The following is a 17,720-nucleotide window of genomic DNA, read 5'->3' as shown; positions in this document are numbered from 1 at the left end:
AAACCTAAAGGATTGGTTGCCGATATAACCAATACCCTGAAAATGAACAACAATGACTTAATGGTAGTTAAGGGAGACTGACGTGGATATAGCGACGCTCATCGGCATCCTCGGTTCGTTCGCATTCGTTGTCATGGCGATGCTGCTGGGCGGCACCATGAACATGTATTTTGACGTTCCATCTGTGTTGATCGTTATCGGGGGCAGTCTATTTGTTGTCTTAACCAAATACACGATGGGGCAATTTTTTGGCAGTTTTAAAATCGCGGGTAAGGCTTTTATGTTTAAGTCTGATGACCCGGAAGATTTGATTGCCAAGATTATCGAAATGGCAGATGCTGCTCGTAAAGGTGGGTTTCTCGCCCTCGAAGAAATGGAAGTGAATAACTCGTTTATGCAAAAAGGCGTCGACTTGCTCGTCGATGGCCATGATGCGGATGTGGTCCGTGCCACCTTGAAGAAAGATATCAGCTTGACGGAAGAGCGGCATGATCACGGTATTGGTTTTTATAACGCGTTAGCGGATGTCGCCCCAGCAATGGGGATGATCGGGACCTTGATTGGTCTGGTTGCCATGCTTTCTAACATGGATGATCCTAAGGCCATCGGCCCGGCAATGGCAGTGGCTTTGCTGACGACTATGTACGGGGCGATGCTGGCAAATATGGTGGCGACCCCGATTGCCAACAAGCTCGCACTACGCAAAGAACAAGAGAAGTTAAACCGTCGTCTTATTATGGACGGCTTACTCGCGATTCAAGATGGTCAAAACCCACGTGTGATTGATGGCTTTTTGAAAAATTACCTCAATGAAGGCAAGCGTGCAGTGGATGTCGATAATTAAAGCGTCTGCGTTGAACATCAAAAATAGCGAGATTTAAGGAGTCCTCATGGCACAACAGCAAGAAGAAGAAGAGGAATGCAAATGCCCGCCTCCCGGCTTACCGCCTTGGATGGGGACGTTTGCAGACTTGATGTCACTGCTCATGTGCTTTTTCGTCCTTCTGTTGTCCTTTTCAGAAATGGACGTGCTCAAATTTAAGCAAATCGCTGGCTCGATGAAATTTGCGTTTGGGGTACAAAACGTCCTTGAGGTGAAAGATATTCCTAAAGGGRCCAGTGTGATTGCACAAGAGTTTCGCCCTGGCCGCCCAGAGCCGACGCCCATTGAAGTGATCATGCAGCAAACCATTGACATGACGCAGCGCACTTTGGACTTTCAAGAGGGGCAAGATGATCGCTCTGGCGGATCTCAGCGGACAACCTCTGACAAAGAAGGTGGATCGAGTGCTCAGGTTGCATCACAGCTTGAACAACAACGGATGCAAGAGCAACTTGAGCAGTTACAAAAAGCCTTGATGCAGGCGTTGCAGCGCGAGATAGAAGAAGGCGCTATCGAGGTTGAAAATCTAGGTCAGCAGCTGGTTATCCGCGTTCAAGAAAAAGGGGCGTTTCCTCCCAATTCTGCGTTTTTGCAGCCTAAGTTCCGCCCCATGGTGCGCCAAATTGCGGAGCTGGTAAAAGATGTTCCTGGAGAAATTAAAGTGTCAGGCCATACCGACAGCACACCGCTGGAGTCTGAGCTATATCGATCTAACTGGGACATCTCCGCACAGCGTGCGGTCTCAGTGGCACAGGAAATGGAAAAAGTGCCCGGCTTTAACCATTTGCGGATGAAGGTAGAAGGCTTGGCCGACACCCAGCCACGAGCTCCGAATAGCTCTCCCGACAATCGGGCCGCCAACCGGCGTGTAGAAATCGCTGTGATGCAAGGGAAACCGAGCTTTTCAGACGAGATCTCTGCTGATGATGTGGATGATCCCATCCCTTAACATCCTCTGCGACGGTCACGACTTATCGATTCCGATGCGTGAGCGTCGCCTTATTGCCGTTTAATAGACACAAAAATAGCCGGTTTCAGCGGCGCCTTGGTTATTGTATAATCCGCGGCTTTATTTCCAGCTGTATCGAACCGGTTATGAAGTTTATTGTTAAAATTCACCCTGAGGTGATCGTCAAAAGCGAGTCAGTCAGAAAGCGTTTTACTAAAATCCTCGAATGCAATATTCGTAATATTCTAAAGCGTCGGACTGGTAATACGGCGGTATATAACCGTCGGGATCACATTGAGGTGACATTAAAACAACCGGACGAGCGTCAGCTGGTGCTGGATGTGCTAACTAACACGCCTGGCGTCCAAACTGTGCTTGAGGTAGAGCAGACACTGTTTAACGATTTGCATCATATTTATACACTCACTTTAGAGGGGGTGCGTGATCAAATTGAAGGAAAAACGTTTTGTGTCCGAGCCAAACGCCGCGGCAAGCATGACTTTAGTTCTATTGAGCTTGAACGCTATGTGGGCGGTGGGTTAAACCAAGCTGTTCCGTCGGCAAGCGTACAGCTGAAAAAGCCTGACGTAACCGTGATGATGGAAGTTGACCACGATAAGCTGAACTTGGTGAAGCATCGTCATACCGGCTTAGGCGGCTTCCCGCTGGGTACGCAAGAAGACGTACTGAGCTTGATATCGGGCGGCTTCGACTCAGGGGTGTCGAGTTACCTGCATATAAAACGTGGTAGTAAGGTTCACTATTGCTTTTTTAATCTTGGCGGCAGATCTCATGAAACGGGTGTGCAGCAGGTTTCTCACTATCTTTGGAATAAATTTGGTTCCTCGGCCAAAGTGAAGTTTATTTCGATTGATTTCGAGCCGGTGGTTAATAGCATTCTCGAAAACGTTGATAACGGTCAGATGGGCGTGGTGTTGAAACGCATGTTTGTGCGTGCGGCGAGCATGGTTGCAGAGCGCTTCGGTATTCAGGCCTTGGTAACCGGCGAGGCTTTGGGTCAAGTATCTAGTCAGACACTCACTAACTTGCGCATGATTGATAACGTCACTGATAGCCTGATTTTGCGCCCGCTGATCAACTGGGACAAAGAAGATATTATTGATACAGCACGCAAAATTGGCACCGAAGATTTTGCCAAAACCATGCCTGAGTACTGTGGGGTGATTTCGAAAAAGCCCACGGTCAAAGCGGAAAAAGCCAAGTTGGAACATGAGGAATCAAAGTTTGACTTTAGCTTGTTAGAACAAGCGGTTGATCAGGCGACGATCATGGATATCCGTGCCATTGAAGCGCTAAGCAAAGAGAAAGCGCCAGAAGCGGAATGGGTCAACGAGGTTGATAAAGATTCCGTCGTTTTAGATATTCGCAGCCGCGAAGAGCAAGAAGACAAACCACTTAAGGTTGAAGGTGCGAACGTCGCTCATATTCCCTTCTTTAAGTTGGCGACGCAGTTCGGTGATCTTGACCAAAGTAAAACCTATTTGCTCTATTGTGAACGTGGCGTAATGAGTCGACTGCAAGCCCTGTACCTCAAAGATATGGGCTTTGAGAATGTGAAAGTCTATCGGGTTTAATCATTGTGAACGTAAAAAACAGGCAGCCCAATCGGCTGCCTGTTTGCGATTAGGCGCTGAGCCGATTTATCCTTCGCTGAATTTTTTCTCATAATGCAATTGAGGCAACGGCATCATAGGCTCAGCGACCTGCCAGGCCAGCTTTTTGCCGCCAAGTACATGCACGATTTCAATCGCGAACTCCATCGCTGAGCCGGGTCCCTGACTAGTAATTAAACGGTGATCATAATCGGTCATCACTCGGCGCCGACTGAGCCATTGTTCGGGGATCTGCTCACTGACACTCGGATGGCAGCTCATATGAGATCGAGGGAACAGCTGGTGGCGTTGCAGAACTAAAGCCGGCGCCGCACAAATCGCCGCGACCCAAGCCTGATCGCTTTGCTGCTGCTTAATGATCTCTGTTACCAGCGTGCTGTCACCTAAACATTGTGCGCCGTCGATGCCACCCGGTAAAACCACGCAATCAAATGGTTGATCGGCCACCGCAGCGAGTGTGGTGTCACAGACGATCACCACCCCACGAGAGCCGGTGAGGGTGAGCGTTCCATCAGGTGCCGCACTGGCGACAGTCACGTCAAACCCCGCTCGTCGCATCACGTCAATCACGGTGACTGCTTCTATTTCTTCGCTGCCGGGGGCCATACAAATGAGGAGACGTTGTTGACTCATGAGGATTCCTTATGCCGTTGACCTTGTTGTACCGCCTGATAGAGCTGGTGATGATGTGGGGCCGATATGTGGTGTTCGGCCGCGCGCTGCAACACATAACCGGTAATGTATTCGAGCTCTGTCGGACGTTGATAGAAGACATCACGATTCATGGATGAATAGTTGTTTGCGGTTGCTTTTACCACGGTATCAATCTGTTGGCGGATCTCTGTCACAGAGGTGTGGACGCCTTCAGCGCGCATCACATTGGCTAACTCTTGGCACAGTTCGCGAATGATAGGATCGTAGTCAACTTTGAGCAACTCACCATTTTGAATGCCATGCACCGCGGTCAGTGGGTTAATTACGCTGTTGATCGCCAGTTTATACCAAAGTGACTGAAAAATGTCGCGCTTCCACGTCGCGGTGGGAAGGGCATGATCAAACACCTCGGCAATAAAGGTGCAGGCATGGCCGGCTTGATTACCTGGCCCAATAGCGGTTGGTCCATGCCCGGTGTGCTGACAATCACCGGTACGGGTGCGACAGACACCATGAGATGTGGTAGCAAGCAGCAGAGGTTGAGCGTCAGGTAACTGTGTTGCCAGCCATTGATGCGGTCCCATTCCATTATGCATAAGTACAACCAGAGTCTCTGGGTGTAAATAGGATAGATAGGGAAGCAATGCGGCTTGGATATCATAGGCTTTGGTGCAGACTAACCAGAGATCGCTTTGTTGCATCAAAGCGGTTTGGTTGGCGGGCAAGGTGAACGATGTGCCGTCTAAAGAAAGGGTGCGTTCACTTGCGTGGTCTCGCGTGACCAGATTAACGCTATGTCCTGCTTGGGTTAGTTTCACCGCCCATAATGTGCCAATGGCGCCAGCACCAATTAGGGTAATCCTCATCACATCGCCTGCTTGGTTAAAACCTCAGTGTATCATAACCATAGAGGATGAAAGGCAAAGCAGGAAAGCAGCGCGCCGACGAGGGCCGGCGCGCTAGTCAGTTAGAACTTGTAGGTGGCGTTTAGGTAGTGAGAGATGCCTGAGGTATCAGCGGTACCACCATCTTCAATCAAGTAGACATCGTTATAGGCTTTTAGACCATAACCGAGAGCGTAGTTGTCTGAATGCCAGTATAGGCCGTTAAACATCGCACCGCCGTGGGTCGCTTGGTCATTACCTTTAAAGGTGTCATCGGCACCAAATTGATAATCGATATAACCTTGGTAAGACAGGAAGCTACCATTATCAAAGAAGTGGAAAGGTTTAAACCAGTTGGTGGAGAATTGGTAACCATTCCAATCTTTTTTGTTGATGTCATACAAACCGTAAAGGTTCATGCCCACTTTACCAAACCAAGGCAGTTCAACATCGGCACCGATACCCCAAAACGAGTTGTTAGTGTCACTATCGCCGCCGCCCCAGTTAAACAGGGTCGAGAAGTAGACTTCTTGTACGGGGCCAAATGACAAGTCTTGTCCGGTGATGCCGTCAATTGAGAAGCGGGGTGCTAACTTCATAAAGGACTTGGGTTTGTCTTTCTTATTGTTGTTATTGCTGTCGCTTTCTGCCAAGTCAAAAATATCGACGTAACCATAAAGATCGACCACGCCTTTACGGCCGCCGAATTCCATTTCTAGGTAGTTATGGTCCTTGTCAGTATCGGTACCGAACTGTGGCTTCTCATTAATGGCATACATAGCATTAAACTGAAGCCATTTGTGATCATTTTTGTAAATGTCATCGGAGTAATCGGCGGCGTTGGCAACAGATACGCTGCTTGCGGCGATAACGGCGAGTGCGAGTAGGGATTTTTTCATAGTGACTGCCTCTGCTGGGTGTTAATTACGCGGTGTGCGTTCATTAAGAGCAGTATATGGGGAAAGTTCACTATAAAGAATGTAATAAACATAGGCACACAAATGGATTGTGACCAGTGACAAGTTGTAACGGTTTACATGGCCGTTTTATGTGATCTTTGTTAATAATTAGACGACAGTGGAGAGCAAAACTTTGCACTCCACTGTGATACGTGGGGTCAGTTGCGACGTGAATCTGGGCAGTGTTCAGGTGCTTGATCGTTTTGTGACGAGGATTGGCGAAATTGCCTGCCAATATAGATCAGCATGACTAGCCCAGGAATCACCATCAGAGCGGTTATTACGAAAAATGTTGACCAGCTATCCAACCAGTCCACCATCATGCCACTAAAGGAGGCGACCGTGGTGCGGCCTAGATTCCCCAACGACGCTAAGAGGGCGTATTGAGTGGCTGAAAACGCACGACCCGTTAAGAAGGTTAAGAATGACACGAACGCAATGGTTGCAAACGCTGACGTAAAGTTATCGACTAAGATTGCGCCCAGCAGCAGGTGCTCGTTGGGCCCAACCATCGCCAGCCAGGCAAACATCAGGTTGCTGGACGCCATGGCCACGCCACCAATAAACAGCCCTTTAATCACACCGAAACGCAAATTGATATAACTACCAATCAGGGTGTAGACCACGGTGAGGCCCCAACCGACAAGTTTGGAGTAGTAACCAATTTGTTCATTGGTAAAGCCGACATCTTTATAAAACACGATCGACATCCGTCCGAGGAAGGCTTCACCCAGTTTGAATAAAAATACAAACAGCAACAGGGTTAATGCTACTTTCACCCCATTGCGACGGAAAAACTCGGCAAAGGGCTCGACCACGGTGACCGCCAGCCACGCACGCAAGCCACTGTATCCTTGCGCCAAATAGTGGCGAGTGGCGGCATCTTGGCGCTGTTCGCGGTCACTTTCTGGTTCTTTCACATACAGCGTCGCCAATGCCATTAAGCCGATAAAGCCTGCCATGATCACATAAACATGATTCCAACCGATGGCATCGGCGTTAACAAAGCCAACATAACCTGGCACCGAATAGCCGGTCCACCAACCAATCACAGACATCGCTGATGCCAGCGGAAACTTATCAGTCTCATGTTCAGCAAAGTTATCAATCCGAAAGGCGTCAATGGCAATATCCTGGGTGGAAGAGGCCAATGCAATCGCAAAGATGAGTGAGGATAACACCACAGTAGTAACCCAAGGATCGACCGCTTTAAGCCCTTGTAAATCAAGTTGTGACAACGCCAAGGTGGCAATCAACATAATAGCTTGAGTCGAAAAAATCCAACTGCGGCGCTGACCCAAGCGCTGAGATAGAAAAGGGATCTTAATGCGGTCGAGTAATGGCGCCCATAAAAAGTTGACTGCATACAGGACGAAAACCGAACCAAATAGACCAATCGCGGTGCGTGATAGGCCCTCGTCAGCCAACCAACCATTTAAGTTGGAGCCAATCAACACCCAGGGAAAGCCACTACAGCAACCCATTAAGAAAACAAAAAGTAAACGACGATCGGCGTAGGGCGCCAATGTCGTTTTGAACTTGGATGACAGCATAGTGGTTAGCCTACTTGTCGCTATTGAGAGGACATCCGGTAGATATTGGTGATAACAATCGGCTGTTGCGGTACATCTTGCATGCGTTTGCTCGGGACGGTCACTGTGGGTTGCTTGGTCATCGTTTGGAGCGTATTAAAGCCCTCCACGACTCGACCAAAAACCGTATATCCCACTTTATTGGGCGTGGCGTCTAAAAAGCCATTATCACGGATGTTGATATAAAACTGCCGGGTGGCGGAGTCGGGCTCTTGCGTACGTGCCATGGCGATTGTCGCTCGCCGATTCTTCAAACCGTTAGATGATTCATTGTCTACCGGCTCGTAGCTTGGTCGGCGATTCAGGGCTTTATCAAACCCGCCGCCTTGCACGACAAATCGTGGGATCACGCGATGAAACTGCGTCCCGACATAACTGCCATCGTCAACATAACGCAAAAAGTTGGCCACGGTTTTCGGCGCTTTTTGCGGGTTTAGTTTTACCGCAAAATCACCCAAGGTGGTTTCGACTTTAACCATGACACTGGCTTGCACTGGCGTGATAACCAGCACAAGAATCCAGAGAAGCGAACGACATACCATGCTTAAAAGTGTGCTTTCATATGATCAAGGAGTTGCTCGTCGTCGGCAATATCTTGTAACACCGCTTCAAGCAAGTTATTCAGCGCCAGTTCGATATCATCAGGTGATGCACTGCTTACACCACTTTGCGTCGATTTCCCGGTATAACGCTTAACAAAGCGACCCTCAGGGGATTCAGCAACGAGCTGTAATTGAACCGATGCTTCCATGTCATGTTTAAACACGGTGTGTTTGACTCGGACTAAGGCATCAAGAATGTCGAGGCGCAACACTCCCGGGCCATTGGCAACCACTCGAAACCCTTGTGATGACAGTTGACGAGACAGCGTGTCTTCTAATACCACACGCAAATTCTGGCTGGCGTGCAGCGGTTTGACATTGGAGCGACCGCTATCGATAACCGCAACGAATTGTGCGGTACGTAAGTCTTTACTCTTCACCACGACCGGAAGATTGTTGACTTGCTGCTGATTGGATGACGCCGGAGAGGGTGCGATAGTCAGCTGTGGCTCACGGGGTGTCGAACAGCCAGCAAGGACTAATACAGCGATAGCAATAATCAGTTTTTTCATGGGGTTCGGCTTCCTTTTCTTAATATTAGGCATTGACTGCCTTGAGAATAACGAATTTTTTATTCGACGCAACGACAGTGACATGACCAAAAAGACGTTTAAGCTTAGTATGATAGCCGAGATGACGATTGCCAATGACTAAAAGCTCGCCATTCGTGGTCAGAACACGTTTTGCGTCACAAAACATTTGCCAAGCAATATGATCGGTAATGGTTTGCTGCTGGTGGAAGGGGGGGTTACAGAGCACAAGATCGATATCTGAATGCTCAAAACCGGTGAGGCAATCTCTGGCCTCACAGAGAAAACGGCGTGAGTCGATATCATGGCGATTCAGATTGTGTTTTGCGCTGGCGACGGCCATATGGCTTTCATCGACCGCATAAATGAACGCCGCTGGATTATTTCGTGCCGCTTGTAATGCCAATACGCCGTTACCGCAGCCTAAATCGACAATGCGTTTTAAATGTGCCTGACTCGGAATGTGCGGCAGCATTAAATACGCGGCAATATCGAGTTTCTTGGCCGAGAAAACATTGGGCCAGTTAGCCAGTCGCATCGAGAATTCTGGTACGTCGACATCGTTGACCGGATCGGGCTGCGGTACCGGTTGCTTGGTCGGTGTGGTAAAAATCAAACGCGCTTTTTTCTTCGCCAGCGAGGTGGTTGTTGCCCCCAGCCAATGCTCAAACTGATTAAGGGTCGAGGTATGGATCTCTTTCGCTTTAGCACTCGCTAGCACAAGCGTATGCGCATCAGTGACACTGGCGAGTTGCTGAAGTTGCCAAGTGAGCATTTTACTGCTTTTCGGTACGCGTAACATCACCGCATCGATATCCGCCGGTAAGGTATCTAAGCTGGTAAGCTGAGCGATACCCGCGAGATCATTGTGTGCCAGATTCTCAATCGTCGCTTGCTGCGAAATAACCGAATCGCTGACTTGAAAAACATCAAATCCTTGCTGGCTGGCCCAGCAACTGAGTGCGCCAAATTGATCATTAATGATCAATATTCGCGCATTTTTACGTACTGACCATGTGCTAGCGTGCGCAATCATATATTCATCGGCGGCATCGAAGGCTTGTAGCGTCTCATTTTTTCGCTGCGGGTAACGGTGTAGCGTCAAGGCTGATTCGCTACCTGGAATCGGAAGTAGTGTTTTCATTGGCGCGTTTGCATCGGGGGTTACGGACTGCGTATATTGTCGCACTCAAGCGATAACTGCAATGTAAACGAGGGCAAACTGCCTGTCGTTGCTTGATCCATCACTCGATTCGCAATTTTATCAATAACGGCTAAAGTCTGGGCAGGTCGCCCGGAGATTTTGGGGACGTCATGAAAATTGAAACAGAAATAACAGAAAAACTGACGCGGGCTTTCACGCCGGCCCACCTTGAGGTACACAACGAAAGTTATATGCACAATGTGCCTGAAGGCGCGGAAAGTCATTTTAAGGTGGTGGTTGTCTCGGAGCTATTCAGCGACCAGCGGCTTATTCAGCGCCATAGAGCGGTGAATAGCACACTCGCGGATGAATTGGCGGGTGAGGTTCACGCGCTTGCGATTCACACCTATTCACCGCAAGAATGGCAAGAGCAGACCCAAGCGCCTGACTCTCCGGCATGTCGGGGTGGTGACGTGAATGCGTCTTAGACGAGTGAGAGTGGGCATGATTTTATCTTTTACCTCATGGCAACAATTTCTTACATAAAGGCCTGGTGTCTGCTTGGTATTGATTACGGCCAGACAAGTGTTAATCCGTGACTGTCTCGGTCAACAGCTGTCTGCAACGCGTAAAAAAACAACAGTAAAACTGTGAAGTTACAACGCGCATTGTTTGTACAGGTATGGATAATTGCCACGCCCTAGTGACAATATCCATAGAATCAGTGCTGGGGTTAGTGATAGAATATCGTGCTTAAAGACTAACCTAGGTTGCCTTTGTGTGATGAAATGGTTAGCAGGATGTTGCGACGGTGTGCCTTTAGGCCGCCATTCAGTCGAAAGTCGTGTCTTTAACTGCGCAATAACAGAATTCTTTTTCCCGTTAATGTAGTGCAAGTGCGTATGATTACAATAAAAAAGGGTTTGGATATCCCCATCGCAGGGACTCCTACTCAGGTGATAAGTGATGGTCCAGCCATCAAGAAAGTCGCCTTGCTTGGCGAAGAGTACGTTGGAATGCGCCCCACTATGCATGCGCGAGTGGGTGATGTAGTGAAGAAAGGCCAAGTGGTTTTCGAAGATAAGAAAAACCCTGGCGTCAAATTTACTGCGCCCGCAGCTGGTAAAGTGGTTGAAGTCAATCGCGGTGCCAAGCGTGTTCTTCAGTCTGTCGTCATTGAAGTCGATGGAAATGAGCAAGTTACCTTCAATAAGTACGAAGCGTCGCAATTAGCCTCGCTAGACCGTCAAGCCGTTGTTGATCAACTGGTTGAGTCTGGGATGTGGACCGCGCTCCGCACCCGACCGTTCAGCCGTTCTCCAGCGATTGATGCTGAACCCGAAGCTATTTTTGTTAACGCAATGGACACCAATCCGCTCGCCGCGGATCCTAAAGTGATCATTGATGAACAAAAAGAGGCCTTCGTGGCTGGTTTAGACGTCGTATCGCGCCTCACGGACAAATCTGTCTTTGTGTGCAAAGCAGACGTTGAGCTTCCAACCAGCAAGCAATCTAATGTCGAACAACACGTTTTTGCTGGTCCTCACCCAGCAGGACTGGTTGGTACCCATATCCATTACTTGCGTTCTGTTGATATGGAAAAGCAGGTGTGGCATCTCAACTATCAAGATGTGATTGCGTTTGGGCATCTATTCCTAGCCGGTGAAATCCATACGGACCGTGTTGTGTCTATTGCGGGTCCTATGGTCAGTCAGCCACGCCTCATTCGTACCCAGCTTGGCGCTAATCTCGATGAGCTGGTAGATGGCGAGCTAATGGCTGGCGAAAGCCGTGTGATTTCTGGCTCTGTGCTATCTGGTACCAAAGCTACTGGCCCACATGCCTATCTAGGTCGTTTCCATATGCAGGTCTCGGTACTTCGCGAAGGTAACGAGAAAGAACTGTTTGGTTGGCTAGCACCCGGTAAAAATCGCTTCTCAGTGACGCGCGCTTATCTTGGCCATTTGTTTAAAGGTCAGCTTTTCAATTTAACCACCTCCACCAATGGCAGTGATCGTTCCATGGTGCCGATCGGTAATTATGAGCGAGTGATGCCGCTAGATATCGAGCCAACCATGTTGCTGCGTGATATCTGTGCCGGCGATACAGATAGCATGCAACAGCTAGGCGCGCTGGAGTTAGATCCTGAAGATTTGGCCCTTTGTACCTTTGTCTGCCCAGGCAAGTACGAATTTGGTCCAATGCTCCGCGAGAGCCTGGAAAAAATTGAGAAGGAAGGGTAACAGATGAGCCTGAAAAACTTTTTAGAGCAAATCGAGCCACACTTTGAGCCAGGCGGTAAACACGAAAAGTGGTTTGCCTTGTATGAAGCGGTTGCGACCATTTTATACACGCCAGGTATGGTGACCAAAGCCGGCGCGCATGTGCGTGACAGTATCGATTTGAAACGCATCATGATCATGGTTTGGCTTGCGGTGTTCCCAGCGATGTTCTGGGGGATGTACAACACAGGTAACCAAGCGATTATGGGCTTGATGGACTTGTATTCAGGCGATCAGCTTGCGCAGGTCATTAGTGGAAACTGGCATTATTGGTTAACCGAGTCCATCGCTGGGCCGCTAGCGGCTGCAAGCTGGGGGACCAAAACCATTCTCGGTGCCACCTACTTCCTGCCTATTTATGCCACCGTCTTTATTGTAGGTGGTTTCTGGGAAGTACTTTTCTGCATCGTGCGTAAACACGAAGTAAACGAAGGTTTCTTTGTTACATCCATTTTGTTTGCCCTCATCGTGCCGCCGACATTGCCATTATGGCAAGCCGCGCTCGGTATCACCTTTGGTGTGGTCGTTGCAAAAGAGATCTTTGGCGGAACGGGACGTAACTTCTTGAACCCAGCATTGGCCGGTCGTGCGTTCTTGTTCTTTGCCTATCCAGCACAGATCTCGGGTGATTTGGTATGGACCGCAGCTGATGGTTACTCAGGTGCAACCGCGCTAAGCCAATGGTACACCGGTGGCCAATCAGCACTGATGCACAATGTTAGTGGTCAAACCATGACTTGGATGGACGCCTTTATTGGTAATATCCCAGGTTCAATTGGTGAAGTCTCCACCATTGCCATCTTAATTGGCGGTGCAGCCTTGGTATACATGCGGATCGCGTCATGGCGCATCATCTTGGGTACCTTTTTGGGCATGGCCGTTGCGGCGACCTTGTTTAATCTGATTGGTTCAGATACCAACCCGATGTTCAGCATGCCGTTCTACTGGCACTTGGTGCTGGGTGGTTTTGCATTCGGTATGATGTTCATGGCAACAGACCCGGTATCTGCTGCGTTTACCAATAAAGCGAAATGGTGGTATGGCGCATTGATCGGTGCCATGGCAGTGATCATTCGTGTGGTAAACCCAGCATATCCAGAAGGTATGATGCTGGCGATCTTGTTCGCTAACCTGTTTGCACCTCTCTTTGATAACTTGGTGATTCAGGGCAACATCAAACGGAGACTGGCTCGTAATGGCAAGTAGTAACGATAGTATTAAAAAGACGCTGATCGTTGTTATCGCGTTGAGCTTGGTGTGCTCAATCGTGGTGTCTGGTGCAGCGGTGGCGTTACGTCCTTTGCAACAAATGAACGCAAAATTAGACGTACAAAAGAACATCCTTTCGGTCGCAGGTGTCGATGTGGCGGGTGGTAAGAGCGCGATTAACGATGCTTACAACAAGTATATTGAAACGCGCTTAGTCAGCCTTGAAAAGGGCGACTATGTCAGCCCGGATGCTGTCAATGTTGCTGATGCAGCTGATTATGATCAGCGCGCAGCCGCGAAAGATCCTAGCCTCTCGAAAAAGCTAAGTAGCGAAGAGAATGTAGCAGACATTGGCCGTCGTGCTGATGTCGCTAAAGTCTACGTCGTGAAAAATGATTCGGGTGATATACAGCGCCTCATTCTCCCCGTAAAAGGCTCAGGCCTATGGAGTATGATGTACGCGTTTGTCGCGGTTGAGCCGGATGGTAACACGGTTGCTGATATCGTTTACTATGAGCAAGGTGAAACCCCTGGCTTAGGTGGCGAGGTCGAAAACCCGAAATGGCGCGCGAAGTGGGATGGTAAAAAACTGTTCAACGAGCAAGGCGAGCCAGCCATTCGAATCGTCAAAGGCGGCGCACCTGAAGGAAGCGAGCACGGCATTGATGCGCTTTCTGGTGCAACGCTGACCAGTAACGGTGTTCAGAATCAATTTAATTTCTGGCTAGGTGAGCAGGGTTTTGGCCCGTTCTTAGCAAAAGTTCGTGAGGGAGGCCTGACCAATGGCTGAAGCGAAAGAACTGAAGAAAAATCTGCTATCGCCGGTGCTAGACAACAACCCGATTGCCTTACAGGTTCTCGGGGTGTGTTCGGCACTAGCGGTGACTACGCAGATGCAGACAGCCTTTGTCATGACACTGGCGGTGATGTTCGTCACCGCAATGTCTAACTTTTTCGTGTCGCTGATTCGTAACCACATTCCTAATAGTGTACGTATCATCGTTCAAATGGCGATCATCGCTTCATTAGTTATTGTGGTTGACGAAACGCTGAAAGCGTTTGTTTATGACATCTCTAAGCAGCTTTCGGTCTTCGTGGGGCTGATCATCACTAACTGTATCGTGATGGGACGCGCAGAAGCCTATGCAATGAAGTCATCGCCATTACCGTCATTCATGGATGGTATTGGTAACGCGTTGGGTTATGGTTTTGTTCTGATGACAGTGGCTTTCTTCCGCGAGCTTCTTGGCTCTGGCTCTGTCTTTGGCGTATCAATCCTGCCGGTTGTCAGCGAAGGTGGTTGGTATCAGCCTAACGGCATGATGCTGTTAGCCCCCTCTGCATTCTTCCTCATCGGCTTTTTGATTTGGATTGTGCGTACCTTCAAACCAGAACAAGTTGAAGCGAAGGAGTAACAGCACATGGAACACTATCTAAGCCTGCTGGTGCGCTCAATCTTTATTGAGAACATGGCGTTGGCATTCTTCCTCGGCATGTGTACTTTCTTGGCGGTGTCTAAGAAAGTGAAAACGGCGTTCGGCCTCGGTGTCGCTGTTGTGGTGGTACTGACTATTTCGGTACCGGTTAACAACCTGGTTTACAACCTTATCCTACGTGAAGATGCGTTGGTTAAAGGGGTGGATCTGAGCTTTCTGAACTTTGTGACCTTTATCGGTGTTATTGCTGCTTTGGTACAAATCTTGGAAATGGTATTGGATCGGTTCTTCCCACCGCTCTACAACGCACTCGGTATTTTCCTACCGTTGATTACAGTGAACTGTGCCATCTTTGGTGGCGTATCATTTATGGTACAACGTGATTACAACTTCGCCGAGTCGGTCGTTTATGGCTTTGGTTCGGGTGTAGGCTGGATGTTAGCCATCGTCGCGCTGGCGGGGATCCGCGAGAAAATGAAGTATTCAGATGTGCCACCTGCACTACGAGGATTAGGGATTACCTTCATCTCTGTAGGTCTGATGGCATTGGGCTTTATGTCTTTCTCTGGTGTGCAACTGTAAGCCGGGTAAACTGCGAGGAAAGGAATAGTCAATGGACATTATTCTTGGTGTAGTGATGTTTACTCTGATTGTACTGGCGTTGGTGATGGTGATTTTATTCGCCAAATCGAAGCTGGTACCAACCGGAGACATTACAATCGATATTAATGACGATCCTGAAAAAGCGATCGTTACTCAGCCAGGCGGAAAACTGCTTGGCGCACTGGCTGGTGCTGGTGTATTTGTGTCTTCTGCCTGTGGTGGCGGTGGTTCATGCGGTCAATGTCGTGTGAAGATCAAAGAAGGCGGTGGTGACATTCTACCGACCGAGCTTGACCACATTACCAAAGGTGAAGCGCGTGAAGGTGAGCGTCTATCGTGTCAAGTTGCTATTAAGCAAGATATGAAGATTGAGCTGCCAGAAGAGATCTTTGGCGTCAAGAAGTGGGATTGTGAAGTTATTTCTAACGATAACCAAGCCACGTTTATCAAAGAGCTTAAATTACGTATTCCAGATGGTGAATCGGTACCTTTCCGTGCCGGTGGTTATATTCAAATTGAGGCGCCACCACACCATATTAAGTACTCGGATTTTGATATTCCTGAGGAATACCGTGAAGACTGGGAGAAGTTCAACCTTTTCCGTTACGAGTCTAAGGTAGATGAAGACATTATTCGTGCGTACTCCATGGCTAACTACCCTGAAGAAGAGGGTATTATCATGCTTAACGTACGTGTGGCGACGCCACCACCGCGTAACCCAGACGTGCCACCGGGCCAGATGTCCTCTTACATTTGGTCATTAAAGCCGGGTGACAAGTGCACTATCTCGGGTCCATTTGGGGAGTTTTTCGCCAAAGACACCGACGCAGAGATGGTATTTATCGGCGGTGGTGCAGGTATGGCGCCAATGCGCTCACATATCTTTGACCAGCTCAAACGTCTTAACACGGATCGTAAGATTACGTTCTGGTATGGCGCGCGGTCTAAACGTGAAATGTTCTACGTTGAAGATTTCGATATGCTCCAAGAGCAAAATGAGAACTTCAACTGGTATTGCGCACTGTCCGACCCGCTACCAGAAGATAACTGGGAGGGTGATACTGGCTTTATCCATAATGTGCTTTATGAAAACTATCTGAAAGATCATGAGGCACCGGAAGACTGCGAGTATTACATGTGTGGACCACCAATGATGAACGCTGCCGTGATTGGCTTGCTTAAAGATCTTGGTGTAGAAGACGAAAACATCATGTTGGATGATTTCGGCGGATAGGCACTGATTGTTCGTCTGACCTTGTAATGGCTGGCCCAAGGGCCAGCCATTTTACGTATAAACCTGATGTCGAAGGACACCACTATGAAGAAGTTTTGGTTACGCTGTGCAACAGTCGTTGCCGTGGTTGCAGGTCTTGTCGGTTGTGAGCGCGCCCCTGAGCTTGTGCATCTTACGGGCGAGACGATGGGGACCTATTATTCGATCAAATATATCGCGACGGACGCTACTCCCTCGCAGGATGTCGCTCAAGCGGCTATCGATCAGCGTTTAGAAACAGTCAACGATCAGATGTCGACTTACCGAACAGACTCCGAATTGAGTCAATTCAATCAGCACCAAGCGAACTCACCTGTTTCTGTCTCTCCAGCGACAATCACCGTGATTAACGAGGCGATTCGGCTGAATCAATTTACCCAAGGCGCGCTTGATGTCACAGTGGGACCACTGGTTAACCTTTGGAGTTTTGGGCCAGAAAAGCGGCCGGAGACTATTCCCAGTGATGAAGAGATAGCGTCACGGATGGCGATGACGGGCTTAGAACACCTTAGTGTAGATGGGCGTCGACTCACAAAAACCAACCCTGACTTGTATGTTGACTTATCAACCATTGCGAAAGGGTACGGGGTGGATGTTGTGGCAAACTACCTTGGCGATTTAGGACTCGATAACTATTTGGTTGAGATTGGTGGTGAGTTACAATTAAAAGGCGTGAACCAAGATCAAGTGCCTTGGCGTATCGCGATTGAGAAACCGAGTGCGGGAGCGCAGTCAGTACAAGAGATCGTCGAGCCAGGTGATATGGCGGTTGCCACATCTGGCGACTATCGCAACTACTTTGAAAGTGATGGTATGCGTTATTCGCACATTATTGATCCTGCGACAGGACGTCCGATCAATCATCACTTGGTCTCAGTAACCGTACTTGATCCGTCTTGTATGACGGCTGATGGCTTAGCCACAGGCTTTATGGTACTCGGGCCAGATAAAGCGATGGAATTAGCCAACAAAGCGAATATTCCTGTATTTATGGTAGTAAAAACAGACGATGGGTTTGAAGAAATCGCGTCAGAGGCGTTTAAACCTTATTTGCAGCGTTAGTGTCTTTATGGACAGCGTCAGTGC

At 48.8% G+C, this 17,720-nt stretch carries 18 protein-coding genes; 11 read left to right on the top strand and 7 right to left on the bottom strand.

Annotation, left to right across the window (positions count from 1 at the left end; all coding sequences use genetic code 11):
• The first annotated feature begins 82 nt into the window (after positions 1 to 82).
• From pomA to thiI, 3 genes are all read left to right on the top strand, one after another.
• Positions 83 to 844, top strand: a complete 762-nt coding sequence (gene pomA, locus BZG80_RS04990) for a flagellar motor protein PomA (RefSeq protein WP_021024152.1) — start codon at positions 83 to 85, stop codon at positions 842 to 844.
• A 46-nt stretch (positions 845 to 890) separates the two neighbouring features.
• A complete protein-coding gene (locus BZG80_RS04985) occupies positions 891 to 1,832 on the top strand; it encodes a flagellar motor protein MotB (protein WP_077678869.1) in 942 nt (313 codons plus the stop codon).
• A gap of 146 nt (positions 1,833 to 1,978) precedes the next feature.
• Positions 1,979 to 3,427, top strand: coding sequence for a tRNA uracil 4-sulfurtransferase ThiI (gene thiI, locus BZG80_RS04980; RefSeq protein WP_077577243.1), 1,449 nt, complete (start codon positions 1,979 to 1,981; stop codon positions 3,425 to 3,427).
• A 66-nt stretch (positions 3,428 to 3,493) separates the two neighbouring features.
• Here thiI and BZG80_RS04975 read toward each other — a convergent pair whose 3' ends face one another.
• The 7 genes from BZG80_RS04975 to BZG80_RS04945 all read right to left on the bottom strand — a co-directional run bounded on the left by BZG80_RS04975 (position 3,494) and on the right by BZG80_RS04945 (position 9,831).
• Positions 3,494 to 4,099, bottom strand: a complete 606-nt coding sequence (locus BZG80_RS04975; RefSeq protein WP_077577242.1) for a DJ-1 family glyoxalase III — start codon at positions 4,097 to 4,099, stop codon at positions 3,494 to 3,496.
• Positions 4,096 to 4,986, bottom strand: a complete 891-nt coding sequence (locus tag BZG80_RS04970) for a ketopantoate reductase family protein (RefSeq protein WP_077678868.1) — start codon at positions 4,984 to 4,986, stop codon at positions 4,096 to 4,098. Before BZG80_RS04970 ends, BZG80_RS04975 begins: the two co-directional genes overlap by 4 nt.
• Positions 4,987 to 5,087: 101 nt before the next feature.
• A complete protein-coding gene (locus tag BZG80_RS04965; RefSeq protein WP_077678867.1) occupies positions 5,088 to 5,903 on the bottom strand; it encodes a nucleoside-specific channel-forming Tsx family protein in 816 nt (271 codons plus the stop codon).
• A 218-nt stretch (positions 5,904 to 6,121) separates the two neighbouring features.
• A complete protein-coding gene (locus BZG80_RS04960; RefSeq protein WP_077661493.1) occupies positions 6,122 to 7,516 on the bottom strand; it encodes an AmpG family muropeptide MFS transporter in 1,395 nt (464 codons plus the stop codon).
• A 20-nt stretch (positions 7,517 to 7,536) separates the two neighbouring features.
• Complete coding sequence (locus BZG80_RS04955) at positions 7,537 to 8,097, bottom strand: peptidylprolyl isomerase (protein WP_077461632.1); 561 nt, start codon at positions 8,095 to 8,097, stop codon at positions 7,537 to 7,539.
• 2 nt (positions 8,098 to 8,099) lie between these two features.
• Positions 8,100 to 8,669, bottom strand: a complete 570-nt coding sequence (locus BZG80_RS04950; protein WP_021024144.1) for a YajG family lipoprotein — start codon at positions 8,667 to 8,669, stop codon at positions 8,100 to 8,102.
• A 25-nt stretch (positions 8,670 to 8,694) separates the two neighbouring features.
• Positions 8,695 to 9,831 (bottom strand): methyltransferase, encoded by a 1,137-nt coding sequence (locus tag BZG80_RS04945; protein ID WP_077678866.1) that lies wholly within the window; start codon positions 9,829 to 9,831, stop codon positions 8,695 to 8,697.
• Positions 9,832 to 10,001: 170 nt separating this feature from the next.
• Between BZG80_RS04945 and bolA the strand changes: the two genes are divergently transcribed.
• From bolA to BZG80_RS04910, 8 genes are all read left to right on the top strand, one after another.
• The gene (bolA, locus tag BZG80_RS04940) at positions 10,002 to 10,319 is read left to right on the top strand and encodes a transcriptional regulator BolA (RefSeq protein WP_077678865.1); all 318 of its coding nucleotides are present in this window, start codon (positions 10,002 to 10,004) and stop codon (positions 10,317 to 10,319) included.
• A gap of 414 nt (positions 10,320 to 10,733) precedes the next feature.
• The gene (locus tag BZG80_RS15720; protein ID WP_077669054.1) at positions 10,734 to 12,074 is read left to right on the top strand and encodes a Na(+)-translocating NADH-quinone reductase subunit A; all 1,341 of its coding nucleotides are present in this window, start codon (positions 10,734 to 10,736) and stop codon (positions 12,072 to 12,074) included.
• Between the two features lie 3 nt (positions 12,075 to 12,077).
• Positions 12,078 to 13,319: an NADH:ubiquinone reductase (Na(+)-transporting) subunit B gene (locus tag BZG80_RS15715; protein ID WP_021024140.1), complete on the top strand. Its 1,242-nt coding sequence runs from the start codon at positions 12,078 to 12,080 to the stop codon at positions 13,317 to 13,319.
• Positions 13,309 to 14,112: a Na(+)-translocating NADH-quinone reductase subunit C gene (locus tag BZG80_RS04930; RefSeq protein ID WP_021024139.1), complete on the top strand. Its 804-nt coding sequence runs from the start codon at positions 13,309 to 13,311 to the stop codon at positions 14,110 to 14,112. The genes BZG80_RS15715 and BZG80_RS04930 overlap by 11 nt, the downstream gene beginning before the upstream one ends.
• Positions 14,105 to 14,737, top strand: a complete 633-nt coding sequence (locus BZG80_RS04925; protein ID WP_021024138.1) for an NADH:ubiquinone reductase (Na(+)-transporting) subunit D — start codon at positions 14,105 to 14,107, stop codon at positions 14,735 to 14,737. Before BZG80_RS04930 ends, BZG80_RS04925 begins: the two co-directional genes overlap by 8 nt.
• Positions 14,738 to 14,743: 6 nt before the next feature.
• Positions 14,744 to 15,340 (top strand): NADH:ubiquinone reductase (Na(+)-transporting) subunit E, encoded by a 597-nt coding sequence (nqrE, locus tag BZG80_RS04920; protein WP_021024137.1) that lies wholly within the window; start codon positions 14,744 to 14,746, stop codon positions 15,338 to 15,340.
• A 31-nt stretch (positions 15,341 to 15,371) separates the two neighbouring features.
• Entirely contained in the window at positions 15,372 to 16,595 is a 1,224-nt protein-coding gene (nqrF, locus tag BZG80_RS04915) for an NADH:ubiquinone reductase (Na(+)-transporting) subunit F (RefSeq protein ID WP_021024136.1), read from the top strand.
• A gap of 84 nt (positions 16,596 to 16,679) precedes the next feature.
• On the top strand, positions 16,680 to 17,696 hold the full coding sequence (locus tag BZG80_RS04910; RefSeq protein WP_077678864.1) for an FAD:protein FMN transferase: 1,017 nt from the start codon (positions 16,680 to 16,682) through the stop codon (positions 17,694 to 17,696).
• Positions 17,697 to 17,720: the final 24 nt, after the last annotated feature.

It is taken from the genome of Salinivibrio sp. MA440 (assembly GCF_001996265.1).
GTDB classification, from domain to species: domain Bacteria; phylum Pseudomonadota; class Gammaproteobacteria; order Enterobacterales; family Vibrionaceae; genus Salinivibrio; species Salinivibrio costicola.
The sequence above is the reverse complement of the archived record's forward strand: the minus strand, read 5'-3'. Positions and strand labels throughout refer to the sequence as shown.